This is a genomic window from Burkholderia sp. KJ006 (genome assembly GCF_000262695.1).
GTDB classification, from domain to species: domain Bacteria; phylum Pseudomonadota; class Gammaproteobacteria; order Burkholderiales; family Burkholderiaceae; genus Burkholderia; species Burkholderia vietnamiensis.
In genome coordinates this window covers 428655-442687 of record NC_017920.1, presented here as the reverse complement: position 1 = coordinate 442687, position 14033 = coordinate 428655, and the positions used below count along the sequence as shown (strand labels likewise).

The window sequence follows — 14033 nt, the reverse complement described above, 5'->3', positions numbered from 1 at the left end:
CGACATGCCGTCCTGCCGTACTGCGGCCCGGCGCGGTCCGCCCCGTGGGTCGTCGTTTCAAAGGGAATCAAGGGAATGCGCGCCCGCGCAGGGCGCGCGGCCCCGTGTCGTGCGCGCGAAATCAATTCAGTACAACCCGCGCACGGCCATTTTGAACCGGCAAGTCAACCGATATCCGGAAACACAGAGGGGGCAGTAAACCATGATTACCTTCACGTAGTCGGCCGCCGTCTTTTTCGAATAAACCGTCATTGGCATCCGTCATCGCCACCGATTAACGGCGAGGGATTTCCTTTGCCGGCGTTTTCGCAGCACTGAACGATCCTTTCAACAATCGAGGTTTCAGTCATGCCGATCAACATTCAGAAGATGCGTTATCTGCCGCTGGTTGCCGCACTCGCGCTCGCGGGCTGCGGCGGCGACGACGGCGGCTCGGGCTCCGCTTCCGCGCTCAGCTCGGCCGGTGCGCCGCAATCGAGCTCGTCGCCGGCGGTCGCCACGGCGCCGAGCGCGTCCAACGTCGACAAGAGCGTGTCGCCGGTCGAACTGCCGGACACCGTGGTGCCCGTCAACTACCGGCTGTGGTTCCGCCCGAACGAAGCGCTGAACGCGTTCGACGGGCGTGCGGACGTCGAAATCAAGGTGCTGAAGCCGGTCAACAACATCGTGATCGCCGGCCACCGGATCAAGTTCACGAACGGCCGCATCACGCTGCAGCCGGGCAACATCCAGCTGATCGCGACGCCGCAGGACAAGGGCGACTTCTACCAGCTGCGCCCCGCTGCCGGCACGATCGCACCGGGCAACTATTCGCTGCACATGGAGTGGTCGGGGATCATCAACTTCAAGTCGTACGACGATCCGGTGAACCACACCGGCGGCAGCTGCGGCGACGATCCGTATCCGGGCTGCTCGGCCGCCGAAGGCGTGTTCCGCGTCGACCTGAAGAGCACCGACGGCACGACGAGCGGCGCGATCCTCACGCAGGGCGAAACCAACCTCGCGCGCCAGTGGTTCCCGGGCTGGGACGAACCGGCGTTCCGCCCGACCTATGAAGTGACGGCCGAAGTGCCGCAGAACTGGCGCGTCGTGTCGAACGCGGCGGAGAAGCCGTCGACCAACGTCGGCGGCGGCTACAAGCTCGTGCAGTTCGAGAAGACGCCGCCGATGCCGTCGTACCTGCTGTTCTTCGGCGGCGGCATGTTCGACACCTACGAGGACAACTTCACGAGCCCGCTGCCGGGCGCCAAGGGCAGCCTGCACCTGCGCGTGTTCACGCCGCCGGGCATGAGCGACTGGGCGAAGCCGGCGATGGACCGCACCAAGCAGGCGCTCGACTTCTACTACCGCTACACGGGCATCCCGCTGCCGCTGACGAAGTTCGACACGGTCGCCGCGAACGACGCGTTCAAGGAGCAGAAGGACCTGAACTTCGGCGGGATGGAGAACTGGGGCTCGATTCTCGAGTTCGCAGACGACATCCTGCCGCAGCCGGGCCAGCCGATGTCGCATTACGGTAACGAGGTGCTGACGCACGAAGTCGCGCACCAGTGGTTCGGCGACCTCGTCACGACCGACTGGTGGGACAACGTGTGGCTCAACGAGTCGTTCGCGACGTTCTTCGAAAACAAGACGACGATCCAGTTCTTCCCCGACGAGTTCAGCTGGCTCGACCAGGTGAAGAACAAGTACCGCGTGATCAACCGCGACATCGGCCCGAACGCGTTCCCGGTCGCGCCGAACTTCAACGACTGGGCGTCGAACGACTTCGTGCTGAGCGCCAGCGCGTTCACGTACGACAAGGGCGGCCATGTGCTGAAGACGCTCGAGAACTATCTCGGCGAGCAGACCTTGCGCAAGGGCCTGCAGCAGTACCTGGTCGACTACTCGTTCGGCAACGGTACGCCGAAGCGCCTGTGGGACGAGCTGTCGAAGGCGAGCGGCCAGCCGGTCGGCCCGATCGGCGACAGCTACGTGCGCCAGACCGGCGTGCCGCTGGTCACGCTCGACACGCAGTGCGACATGACGAAGAACCAGACGATCGTCACGCTGAAACAGCAGCCGTTCCCGAACACGAACGCGTATCCGGGCCTGCAATGGACGGTGCCGATCACGCTCGCATACGGCCAGGGTCTCGCACAGCGCACGACGCTCGCACTGAAGGACACCCAGGCGCAGACGCGCGTCGACGGCTGCACGGGCGTGGTCGCCGATCCGAGCGGGCTCGACTACTACGTCGTGAACTACAGCGACGCCGCGTGGAGCGGCCTGCTCACGCAGGTCAACAGCTCGACCGATCCGGTGCTGCTCGCGAACCTGAAGAGCGAGGCCGCGCTGCTCGTCGCGAACAACCTCGCGCCGGCTTCGCGCTCGACGTCGATCGGCTCGGTCGCTTCGCCGGCCGCGATGAAGCTGCGTCAGACGCCGAGCTTCGGCGGCATCGCACCGACGACGAAGGAGCGTCCGTCGCTGCGCTACCAGGGCATGTTCAAGCCGCGCAGGACGCTGGTGCAGTAACGGCGACGGCGGCGCTCGCCCGGCCGGGGCCGCCGCATGCGCGGCGCCGGCCGGCGTTCGAACCGTCTGGTCCGGCGCCGGGCCCCGCATGCGGGGCCCGTTTTTTTTGCGCGCCGCTAGCGCTCGCCGCGCCGGCGAAACGCCCACCATGCGGCGAGTGCGGTGAAGCCGGCCACCAGCAGCACCATCAGCCAGAAGCCGTGCTTGTTCTCCGCGAACGGCACGCCGCCGACGTTCATCCCGAAGAAGCCAGCGACGATGTTGATCGGCAGCGCGATCACCGTGACGAGCGTCAGCGTGAACAGCGTCCGGTTGTTCTGCTCGTCGAGCCGCGAGCCGATCTCCTCCTGCAGCAGCTTGATGCGCTCGTTGAGCCCCGACAGATCGCCGAGCACCAGCGAGAACTCTTCGGTCGACTCGCGCAGCTCCTGCACGTCTTCGGCATGCAGCCATGCGGGCGGTTTCGCGAGCAGCCGGAAGATCGAGCCGGGCTCGGGCGCGAGCATGCGCTGCAGGCGCGTCAGCGTGCGGCGCAGCGCGCCCAGCTCGACGCGATTCGACGTGAGCCGCTGCGACAGGAAGCGATCCTCGATGCGGTCGACGTCGACGCTCGTGCGCCGCATGATCTGAATCAGCAGGTCGGCCTGGTCGCGCAGCAGATGCACGAGCAGCTCGGCCGGCGACCGGAAGCGCTCGCCGTCGCGCACGCACGCGCGCAGCGTGTCGACCGAGCGCAGCGGCTTCATCCGCGCGGTGACCATGATGCGCCGCTCGACGTGGACGAACAGCGTCGCGATCTCCGACGGCGTCAGCTCGAGGTTGAACATCACGTCGTTGACGATCGCGCGCAGTGCGCCGTCTTCCTGCTCGATGCGCGTCGAGCGCGAGCCTTCGTGCAGGAACGCGAAGAAGCTGTCGGGCAGGCCGAGGTGCGTGCGCATCCAGCGCTCGCTCGCGCCGTGCGCCAGATTGAAGTGCAGCCAGACGAAGTCGTCCGCGGCGGACGCATCGCGCGCGCGGCACGTGCGCAGCCATGCGGCCGCTGCCTCGGCATCGAGCGTCGCGCCCGCTCCGCCCGGCGTGAAACGGAATCCGCACACCATGCCGGACGTATCGGCGCCGTAAGTCTGTACGATCAGGTCCATCGTGTCGAAGGTCGTGCCGCGTCGGTCGCGCCGGAAAATGAAAGGAAACGTATGCCCGACGCATGTGACGCGCGCGTGACGCGCTCGCCGTCACCCGCTGCGGGCGCGGCGGCGGCCCAAAAGCAATGCGCCGCCCGGAGGGCGGCGCATTGGCGACGAACCGATCGGCGTGAAGCCGTTTACTGCCGCGTCTCCGACGACTGCGCCGCGCTCGGGCACGCCGGATCCTTGCCCCAGTGACCGTCGCACACGCGCCAGCGGCACAGCTGATCCTCGAAGAAGCCGCGCTGTTCGCATTCCTTCACGCGCGCGGCGAGCGAACCGCCGGTCGTCGCGGCCGTCTTGGTCGGTGCGGCCTGCGCCTTCTGCGCGGCGGCCTTCTTGTCGGCCGGCTTGGTGCGTGCGACGAGCGCGGCCAGCAGATCCGCATCCGGATCGTCCTTCGCCGAGGCCTTCGCGTTCGCGGTGCGCGCCGTCGCGTCGCGCCGCTTCTTCGCCTGTGCGAGCTCCGCCTGCTGCTCCTTGTGGCGCTTGCGCGCTTCCGCCCTGGTTTCGGTCTTCGTGTCTGCCTTCGCGTCGGCCTTGCCGCGTGCGGCGAGCTTGTCGCTCTTCGCGCCGTTGGCCTTCGCGCTCTTCGTCGCAGCGGCGGCGGCCGTCGCGGCGGCGACGCCGGTCGCGGCCGTGCCCGATGCGTCGGCGGCGCCGTTCGCGAGCGCGCGCGACAGGCGGCTGTTGTCCGCGCCCGACGCCGCGGACGATGCGGATGCAACGGTTTGGGATGCGGCGTCGTCATTGACGATCGTCGCCGGTTGCGCGGCCGAGGCGGCATTCTGCGCGACCTGCGCGGCAGCGCCGCTGGCGGGCTCGGCCTTCGCGGGCGCCTGAGCAGGCGCGGCCGCCACGACGGCGGGCTCGGCCGACTGCTGCTGCCAGCGCCACGCGCCCCAGCCGCCCACCGCCACCACCAGTGCGACGATCGCCGCGATCGGCGCCTTAAGCGAACGGCGCGGCGCTTCGGCCGGCGGCGTGACGCGTCCTTCCAGATTCGCGAGAATGCGCGACTGCTGCGGCCCGCCCTCGCCTGCCGGTTTGGTGTCGGACAGGAGGCTAGGCGGGGTTTTCGAATTGGTATTTTCCGGCGCACTCATTCAGCGTCTCATTGAATCCTGGTTTAATTCACCGCGATAATATAGCCCGGCCTCTCAAGGCAGCCTGATTCTAAGAGCAAGCATTGCAAAACACAATCAATTCCAATTTCCGGGGATATCGTTGATTGCCGTCGCCCTCGTCGCCTATTTCGCCCTCGCCGTCGCGGTCGCGGCACTGTTGCTTTTACCGGGTATCCGCGCGGCCGTTTTCGATTCGGTCGCGCAATTTCATGGCCGCCTGACGCGCCGCGCAACCGATCGCGCCGCCCGCACGCGCAGTCAAATTGTTAAATCGGCAAGCGTTACGCGCGGCGCATTAAGCGATGTGCAAAATTTACTGATTCGACGGCGCTTGATGATTATGGTATCGGCAGGTATTCTTGCGACGCCGCCATTGGTGGCCATTGCGTTACGCGGTCGGCAATTGTTTCAGTACGACGACACCGCGCGCGTGCCCGACGAGAAGATCGCCGCGCTGTTGCAGGGCGAGCAGCTCGTGCCGCCGCCGCCGTTGCCGCCTGAAGTGTTTGCGACGCGGGAGGTCGAGCAGGTGCGGCCCGCGCTCAAGGATGCGAGCCGCGACTGGAACCTGCTGGATCCCGATTTCCGTACGCGTTTGCTGCTGGTCTACAAGATCATGCACGAACAGTATGGTTACGAGATGGCGCTGCTGGAGGGTTATCGGAGTCCGGAACGTCAGAACCGACTCGCGCAAATGGGCACCAACGTGACCAATGCGGCCGCTTTCCAGAGCTATCACCAGTTCGGGCTCGCAGCGGACAACGCATTCCTGCGCGACGGCAAGCTGGTCATTTCCGAGAAAGATCCGTGGGCGATGCGCGGCTACCAGTTGTACGGGCAGGTTGCCGAGCAGGTCGGCCTGACGTGGGGCGGCCGATGGAAAATGATGGATCTCGGACACGTGGAATACCATAAACCCGGTTTTAAACTGGGACGCGGCAGCTAGTCATGGCTGCCGGACAAGAAATAATGAGGGCGGCATGGGGCTTTTCAAACACCCGGCAGGAAATGATTTGGGCGGCGCAATCGATCGGGCATTCCGTTGCGCGATTTTTTCGGGCGCCCGCTTCCGTTTTAATTCTCACGGCATCCTTTCATTAATGCGCGCGCCTTCTCCGATGCCGCGGGCGCATTGATGCCAGCCCTTTTCATCCCGCCTGACAGCGCGGCGACACATCGCGGCGCCACGCTGTCCGCTCGGCGCGCCCGCGTCGCCTCACCGAATCGCACCGGAACCTGAACGTCCTATGCAACGCATCCTCAACGTGCTGACTCATCCGCGTACGCTCTCGATCGTCGGGATCGTCGCGCTAGCGGCGATTCTCTTCATCGTCGCCGACATGCTGCAGCTGCCGCTGCTGTGGGCCGCGCTCGCGTTCGCGGCGATCCTCGTGCTGTGGCTCGCCGTCGCGTTGTGGCGCCGCTGGCGCGTGAAGCGCGCGAACCAGCAGCTCGGCCAGGTGCTCGAAGAACAGGCCGAAACCGGCAAGATCACGGCGCCCGCCGCGGCCGCGCTCGCGCCCGACACGAAGACCGCCGACCTCGACGTGCTGCGCACGCGCCTGTCCGATGCGGTGAAGACGATCAAGACGTCGAAGATCGGCCAGGTGTCGGGCGGCTCCGCGCTGTACGAACTGCCGTGGTACATCGTGATCGGCAACCCGGCCGCGGGCAAGAGCAGCGCGGTGCTGAACTCCGGCCTGCAGTTCCCGTTCGCCGACAAGAACAGCGCGGTGATCCACGGCATCGGCGGCACGCGCAACTGCGACTGGTTCTTCACGACCGAAGGGATCCTGCTCGACACGGCCGGCCGCTACTCGGTGCACGAGGAAGACCGCAGCGAGTGGCTCGGCTTTCTCGGCCTGCTGAAACGCTACCGGCCGAAGGCGCCGATCAACGGCATCATCGTCACCGCGAGCATCGCCGAGCTCACCGGCAACCGCCCCGAGTTCGCGATCAACCTCGCGAAGAACCTGCGTCAGCGCGTCCAGGAGCTGACCGAAAAGCTCGAAGTGTTCGCACCGGTCTACGTGATGTTCACGAAGGCCGACCTGATCACCGGCTTCACCGAATTCTTCAGCAGCAGCGACAAGCACGAATACGACCGCGTGTGGGGCGCCACCCTGCCCTACGAACCGGACGAGAAGCGCGACGTCGTCACGCTGTTCGACGAGCGCTTCGAGGAGCTGTACGAGGGGCTGAAGGAGATCAGCGTCGCGCAGCTGTCGCTGTCGCGCGGCAACCAGCTGTCGCCGGGCCAGCTCAGCTTCCCGCTCGAATTCTCGACGATCAAGCCGGCGCTGCGCGCGTTCCTCGCGACGCTGTTCGAGAACAACCCGTTCCAGTACAAGCCGATCTTCCGCGGCTTCTACTTCACCAGCGCACTGCAGGAAGGCGAGACCAACAGCGCCGCCGCGCAGCGCATCGCTCAGCGCTTCGGCCTCGACGCGAGCGCGCTGCCGAAGCCGCACAGCGCATTTTCGAAGAACGGCTTCTTCCTGCGCGACCTGTTCTCGAAGGTGATCTTCGCGGACCGTCAGACCGTGCGCCAGTTCGCGAGCCCCACCAAGACGCGGCTGCGTTACGCGACCTTCTTCGGCTTCGTCGCGGCGCTCGCGCTCGCGCTCGGCGGCTGGACCTGGTCGACGATCGGCAACCAGCAGCTCGTCGCCAACGTGCAGGCCGACCTCGACAACGTCACGCGCCTGCAGCAGGGCCGCAACGACCTGCAGTCGCGGCTGCAGGCGATGGACATTCTCGAAGACCGCATCGAGCAGCTCGAGCAGTTCCGCCGCGACAAGCCGATGTCGGTGTCGCTCGGCCTGTACCAGGGCGACCGCCTCGAGCAGCATCTGCTGACCGAGTACTACAACGGCGTGCGGCAGATCCTGCTCGCGCCGGTGTCGCAGAATCTCGCGTCGTTCATGAAGGACGTGAACGCGCACCCCGAGCAGCTCGTGCCGATGACGCGTCCGCCCGAATCGGGCGCGGTGCAGGGCGGCGCGATGCCGGTCTCGACCAATCCGCCGGGCGCCACGCCACTCGCCGGCGCCGCGCAAGGCGCGTCGGCCACGCCGGCCGCCGCGCCGCAACAGCCGGCGGCGCCGCAGGGCGGCCTCTACAGCGACGCGTCGCCGACCAACGTGCAGGACGCGTACAACGCGCTGAAGACCTACCTGATGCTCGCCGACAAGCGTCACGTCGAGCAGGCGCACCTGACCGACCAGCTTGCGCGCTTCTGGCGCGGCTGGCTGGAGACGAACCGGGGCAACATGCCGCGCGACGAGATGATCAAGAGCGCCGAGCGGATGATCTCGTTCTATCTGTCGCGCGTGAACGACGACGACTGGCCGATGATCGACGCGAACCTCGCGCTGGTCGACCAGACGCGCGAGAACCTGCGCCGCGTCGTGCGCGGCATGCCGGCGCGTCAGCGCGTCTACGAGGAAATCAAGGCGCGCGCGTCGACCCGCTTCGCGCCGATGACCATCGCGCGCATCGTCGGCGACGGCAACCAGGGGTTGATCGCCGGCAGCTACGCGATTCCGGGCACGTTCACGCGCGAAGCGTGGTTCGACTACGTGCAGCCGGCGATCCGCGACGCGGCGACCAAGGAACTGCAGGCGAAGGACTGGGTGCTGAACACGTCGACGCAGGACGACCTGACGCTCGAGGGTAGCCCCGAGCAGATCCAGAAGACGCTGGTCGGCATGTACAAGACCGAATACGCGCAGCACTGGCAGAAGTTCATGCAGGGCATCGCGGTGCAGGGCTTCACGAGCTTCGGCCAGGCCGTCGACGGGATGAACCGCCTGGGCGACCCGCAGGATTCGCCGATCCGCAAGATCCTCGAGACCGCGTACGACCAGACCTCGTGGGACAACCCGTCGCTCGCGAACGTGACGATCAAGAAGGCGCAGACGGGCGTCGTGAACTGGGTGAAGCAGTGGTTCACGCGCTCGCAGGCCGGCCAGATGGCCGCCGCGAACATCGACATCAACGGCAATCCGGCCGAGGTGCCGATGGGTCCGATCGGCCAGGAGTTCGTCGGGCTCGCGCGGATCGTCGCGACGCACGACGGCACGTCGATGCTCAAGGGCTACATGGACACGCTGTCGAAGGTGCGCACGCGCTTCAACGTGATCAAGAACCAGGGCGACCCCGGCCCCGGCGCGCGTCAGCTGATGCAGCAGACGCTCGACGGCAACGGCTCGGAGCTGGCCGATTCGCTGAAGTTCGTCGACGAGCAGATGCTGACGGGCCTCACCGATTCGCAACGCAAGTCGCTGCGTCCGCTGCTGGTGCGGCCGCTGATGCAGGCGTTCTCGGTCGTGATCCAGCCGGCCAGCGCGGAAGTGAACAAGGTCTGGAACGCGCAGGTGTACCAGCCGTTCCAGAGCTCGCTCGCGACCAAGTACCCGTTCGCGCCGAACGCGAAGGTCGAGGCCGGCGCCGGTGAAATCGCGCAGGTGTTCGGTCCGGACGGCGCGATCGCGAAGTTCGTCGGCACGACGCTCGGGCCGCTCGCGGTGCGCCGCGGCGACACCCTCGCCGCGCGCACGTGGGGCGACATGGGCATCGGCCTCACGCCGGACTTCACGAACGGCTTCGCGCGCTGGGTCGCGCCGCTCGCGGGCGGTGCGGCAGGCGGCGCGGCCGCCGCGTCCGAACCGCAGACCGTGTTCCAGATCCTGCCGCAGCCGAGCACCGGCACGACCGAATACACGATCGCGATCGACGGCCAGCAACTGCGTTACCGCAACACGCCGCCGCAGTGGACCAACTTCGTGTGGCCGAACCCGCAGGGTTCGCCCGGCGCGACGCTGTCCGCGACGACCTTCGACGGCCGCACCGTGCAGCTCGTCAACGAGCCTGGCCGCTACGGTCTCGAGAAGCTGATCAACTCGGCGCAGCGCAAGCGCCGCCCGGACGGCACGTTCGATCTGACGTGGGTTCAGGGCAGCGTGAACGTGTCGGTGACGATGCGCATCATCAGCACGTCGCAGCCGACCGGCGGCGGCGGCGACCAACCTCAGCAGCAGAGCCTGCGCGGTCTGCAGCTGCCGTCGTCGATCGCCGACGCGAGCGCCGGCGCCGCACAGAACGCGACGCAGGCGGGCGCCGGCGCGCCGGCCGCGGCACCGGCCGTCGCGGCCGCCACCGCAACGAATGCACAGGGGGCGCAATGACGCAAACCGTTCAGGCGCAGATCGCCTACTTCGGCAAGATTCCGTCGCGCGGCGACTTCGTGAAGAGCCCGCACAACCCGCAGCTGCTGCAGACGCTCGATCGCTGGATCGCGCAGGCGCTGGAGCTGCTCGCGGAGGATCCGCGCTGGAAGATCGTCTACGAGGATGCGAAGCCGATGCATTTCGCGTTCCTCGGCTCGCGCAGCAAGCTCGCGATCGCGGGGCACATGGTCGCGAGCCATGACGTGTCGATGCGCCGCTTCCCGTTCCTCGGCGCGACCGCGCTGGAGGTCGAGCGGCCGCTCGCGTTCCTCGCGCGCAGCCCGCTCGCGTTCGCGCGGCTGTGGTCGCGCGTCGCCGCGCAGATGCCGGCGCTGCTCGCGAAGGAGGAGCCGCCCGGCGCGCTGCAGGCGCTCGGCGACACGCAGGTGCCGATCGACGTCGGCGGCCCCGGCACGTCGCACGACGGCACCTTCAACGACTTCGTCGAACACCAGTCGCTGTACGGGCTGCAGCAGATGCTGCTCGAGAGCGGCCATCCGGTGCGGCTGCGCGGCGCGATGCTCGCGCTCGGCTCGCTGCTGCGGCCGGTGATGCAAAGCGGCTCGTCGCACATCGAGCGCGGCCTGACGCTACCGCTGCCGGTCGATCCGTTCTACCGAAGCCTCGTCGCCGCGTTCTGGCTCGAACTGATTGCACCGTTCGTCGCGCAGGCCGATTTCGAGCTCGCGATCTTCATCGGCACGATCGCCGAGCGCGAACGACTGATCGTCGGCTTCAACGGTGCGTCGTCGAAGACGCTGCTGAGCGTCGTCGATCCGCAGACCTACGCCGCCCACAACATCGACATCGACGATCCCGAGTGGATCGACGCCCATGCGCAAAACGACCACCGGATCAGCAAGCTCGTCAGCTACCTCGACCAACCGCAACTGTCGCTGCGCGTCGCCATCGACGCGTTCCGCGAAGCGTTCATCGGAGGCTGACGCGATGCAACGCACGATTCACGCACGGCGCGCGCGCCTGCTGCCGTTCTTCGCCGCGCTGGCTGCGGCCGGGCTCGTCGCCGGCAGCGCCTACGCGCAGAACACGGGCGGCGCGACCGTCACGCCGGTCGGCAACGGCACGGTCGCGACGACGGCGCTGCCGTCTACGCCGAATGCGAGCGCCGCACCGGGGGCCGCGCCCGGCACGGCGTCGGGCACGGTCGTGCACGGCACGGCCGGCACGATCACGCCGCCGCCGGCGAACGCGACGCCCGGCCAGGTGGTGGCCGGCGGCAAGGTGCCCGACGAGGCGACCAAGGCCGCGGTACTGCAGAAGCTGCGCGACACGTACGGCGCGGCGAACGTGGTCGACCAGATCGAGGTGGGCGACGTCGCGACGCCGCCGAACTGGAGCACCAACGTGCAGAAGCTGCTCGGCGCGCAGCTCAAGCAGATCAGCAAGGGCCAGTTGAAGATCAACGGCACGCAGATCGAGGTGAAGGGCGAGGTGCACAACGAAGCGCAGCGCCAGCAGCTCGCGAGCGACATGGCGAATTCGCTGAACCCGACCTACACGATCAAGAACGGCCTGCGCGTGTCGGCGTCCGAACAGGGCGTGCTCGACCAGACGCTCGCGAACCGCACGATCGAATTCGAGACCGGCAGCGCGACGCTGACGCCGCAAGGCAAGCAGATTCTCGATCAGATGGCGGCGGCGCTGGCGAAGATGCAGAACCGCACGGTCGACATCATCGGACACACCGACAACTCCGGGAACCGGACCTCGAACATCGCGCTGAGCCAGGCGCGCGCGGATGCGGTGAAGGGCTATCTGATCACGAAGGGCATCCAGCCTCAGCAGATGACGACGACGGGCGTCGGGCCGGATCAGCCGATTGCGCCGAACGATACGGCGGACGGGCGGGCGAGGAATCGACGGATCGAGTTCCGGGTGGGGCAGTAGACGCGCGGGTGTGGGCATGGCGAGCCGACGGCAGGACGCCGGTGAACGCGGAACGTGGATCGCGCGGGCGCGATCCATGGGCCGCGTCCTGGTCAATGCGCCGGTCCGCTGGTCGGTCGATCGTTCGATCCGGCCGTTCCCGTGAAAGACACACTGCGCTGCCTGCGGTCGGCCGTTCTGCTGCTCGTTGGCGCGACGCTCGTGCTGATGGGTGCGGCGGACGCGATCGATTCCGCCATCCTCGTTCGCGCCCGTGCGTGGCCTCGCGTGCCCGCCGTCGTTGAGCGATGCGAGTTGTCGCTCCGATATGGGAAATCCGCCGTGACCTGGGAGGCGCGCGCCGTGTTCCGGTATGGCGCGGAACATACGCGGCAGTACGACACGACGTGGCGGCCGGCCGGATCGCCGGTGTATTCGCGTTCGGAAGCGTCCAAGCTCAGCCGCGAACAGTTCGGCGCATTCACCCATACATATTGCAGCGCGGCCGCGACCGACGGGCTGCGCGTTTCGCCGATGTTTCCCGGCGTTGCTCGGCGTAACGATGCGGTTGTTGGCGGAGCATGGGTGCGTGAAACCGGATTCGCGCTGTTCGGTCTGGTTGGCGGGTTGATGCTGTGTGCGGTGAGCGTTTCGCTGTTGCCGTGGGGCGAGGATCGCAAAAAGCAGGCGGTGAAACACAAGGCGCGGCGAGCGCGGAGTCGCGTCAGCGGTTTATGACGCAACGTGCGAGCTCGCCGATAGCGTATCGGCGAGTCCGTAAAACCGCATCGCGCTACTGCGTCGTCTGTACGTGTGGCCGAGGTTTTCAGTGTCTCGAGGAACGCAGGCCACTCCGGCTCGCGTGGATTCGGTTCTGCTCCTGCCAGTACCGCATGTCGCTGCGGAACCTGAGGCTCTCAGGCCAAACGATCATCGCTCACGACTGCTCGTCGGGCCTCACGCCGAGCAGCTCGCGGATATGCGACAGCGATCCGTCGTCCTTCACGACGCTCTCCAGCCACTTGTGCAGCGGCATGTCGGCCCATTCCGCGGCCTTGTCCGCGAGATACGCGACCGGGCTGTGCGGCTCGGTCTGGCGGAAGTAACGCGCGACCGCGCGCAGCTGGTCGACGGCCTGCGCGCGGTTCTGGATGCCGGCGATCATTTGCGCCACCGGCGCACGCGAAGCGGTCTGCGTCTGCACATGGGTCTCCTCGGTGTGGAACGCGTCGCCGAAGCTCGGTTCGACGCGCTCCGGCTGCGCTTGCTGCGCCGACGGCGCGTGCGGTGCGCTGCCCGTATATCCCTGCTCGCGCGCGAAACGCTCGACGAGCCGATACACGGTCTCGAACGCATCGCGCGTCTGCCGAAAGCTCGGCGCCGAATCGCCCGCGCGTTCGACCAGCCGCTCCTCGAACGCGTCGAGCGCGAACTCGAACGCCTTCAGGTTCGCGAGCAGCGCCGTGTAGAACGCGATCGGCGTCACGCGCCGCGATGCATCGATCTGCTCGACCGACGGCTTGCCGCGCGCGATTTCCTCGGCGTGTTCGGGATCGCGCTTCACGGCCTGCGCCACATGCTGCGCGACCTCCCAGTCGAGCGTGGTGAACGCGTTCGACGCGCCGTCGGTCACCGCGACGCCGCGCAGCAGCTCGGCCGTGCGCCCCGACAGCCACGCGACGTTGCCGAGCCGGTATTCGACGTCGTCGCCTTCGGGCAGCGGATGCACGGTGTCCCAGTAGTCGCGGCACAGGCCTTCCAGCAGCGCATAACCTTCGGTGAGGCCGGTGATGCCGTCCTCGAGCGCGAGCGCCTCGGTCAGCCACACGGCGAGCCGCAGGTCCTTGGTGCGCGTGCGCAGCAGCTCGCCGGCATGGTCGACGACGAAGCCCCAGTCGGCCTCCTTGATTTCGGTCACCCATTCGCCCTGGTCGAGCGTCGGATCGTCATGGCGCCGCGCATCCTGGATCGCGTCGAATTCGTTCGAGAACAGCAGGTCGTCGCCGCTGGGCGACGCATCGCTGATCGGCGTCAGCAGCTCGGGGAGATTGATCGGCATGGTGGGTTCAGTTCGTCATTGCAGA

Annotated in this window: 9 protein-coding genes; 6 read left to right on the top strand and 3 right to left on the bottom strand. The window is 67.2% G+C overall.

Annotated features, from left to right (window positions below; genetic code table 11):
• Positions 1-348: 348 nt before the first annotated feature.
• Complete coding sequence (locus MYA_RS02025) at positions 349-2517, top strand: M1 family metallopeptidase (protein WP_011883119.1); 2169 nt, start codon at positions 349-351, stop codon at positions 2515-2517.
• Between the two features lie 116 nt (positions 2518-2633).
• On the opposite strand, the gene MYA_RS02020 is transcribed toward MYA_RS02025, so the two are convergent.
• Both MYA_RS02020 and MYA_RS02015 read right to left on the bottom strand, forming a co-directional pair.
• Positions 2634-3662: a transporter gene (locus MYA_RS02020; RefSeq protein WP_011883118.1), complete on the bottom strand. Its 1029-nt coding sequence runs from the start codon at positions 3660-3662 to the stop codon at positions 2634-2636.
• 179 nt (positions 3663-3841) lie between these two features.
• Positions 3842-4810 (bottom strand): hypothetical protein, encoded by a 969-nt coding sequence (locus MYA_RS02015; protein WP_014722349.1) that lies wholly within the window; start codon positions 4808-4810, stop codon positions 3842-3844.
• A gap of 121 nt (positions 4811-4931) precedes the next feature.
• Between MYA_RS02015 and MYA_RS02010 the strand changes: the two genes are divergently transcribed.
• The 5 genes from MYA_RS02010 to MYA_RS01990 all read left to right on the top strand — a co-directional run bounded on the left by MYA_RS02010 (position 4932) and on the right by MYA_RS01990 (position 12687).
• Positions 4932-5777 (top strand): M15 family metallopeptidase, encoded by an 846-nt coding sequence (locus tag MYA_RS02010; protein ID WP_014722348.1) that lies wholly within the window; start codon positions 4932-4934, stop codon positions 5775-5777.
• A gap of 301 nt (positions 5778-6078) precedes the next feature.
• Positions 6079-10020 carry a type VI secretion system membrane subunit TssM gene (gene tssM, locus MYA_RS02005; protein WP_011883115.1) on the top strand — a complete coding sequence of 1314 codons (3942 nt, stop codon included), beginning with the start codon at positions 6079-6081 and terminating at the stop codon, positions 10018-10020.
• On the top strand, positions 10017-11006 hold the full coding sequence (gene tagF / locus MYA_RS02000; RefSeq protein ID WP_011883114.1) for a type VI secretion system-associated protein TagF: 990 nt from the start codon (positions 10017-10019) through the stop codon (positions 11004-11006). The genes tssM and tagF overlap by 4 nt, the downstream gene beginning before the upstream one ends.
• A gap of 4 nt (positions 11007-11010) precedes the next feature.
• Entirely contained in the window at positions 11011-11970 is a 960-nt protein-coding gene (locus MYA_RS01995; protein WP_014722347.1) for an OmpA family protein, read from the top strand.
• A 141-nt stretch (positions 11971-12111) separates the two neighbouring features.
• Positions 12112-12687, top strand: coding sequence for a hypothetical protein (locus MYA_RS01990; RefSeq protein ID WP_014722345.1), 576 nt, complete (start codon positions 12112-12114; stop codon positions 12685-12687).
• Positions 12688-12886: 199 nt separating this feature from the next.
• Here MYA_RS01990 and tssA read toward each other — a convergent pair whose 3' ends face one another.
• Positions 12887-14008: a type VI secretion system protein TssA gene (gene tssA, locus MYA_RS01985; protein WP_014722344.1), complete on the bottom strand. Its 1122-nt coding sequence runs from the start codon at positions 14006-14008 to the stop codon at positions 12887-12889.
• Positions 14009-14033: the final 25 nt, after the last annotated feature.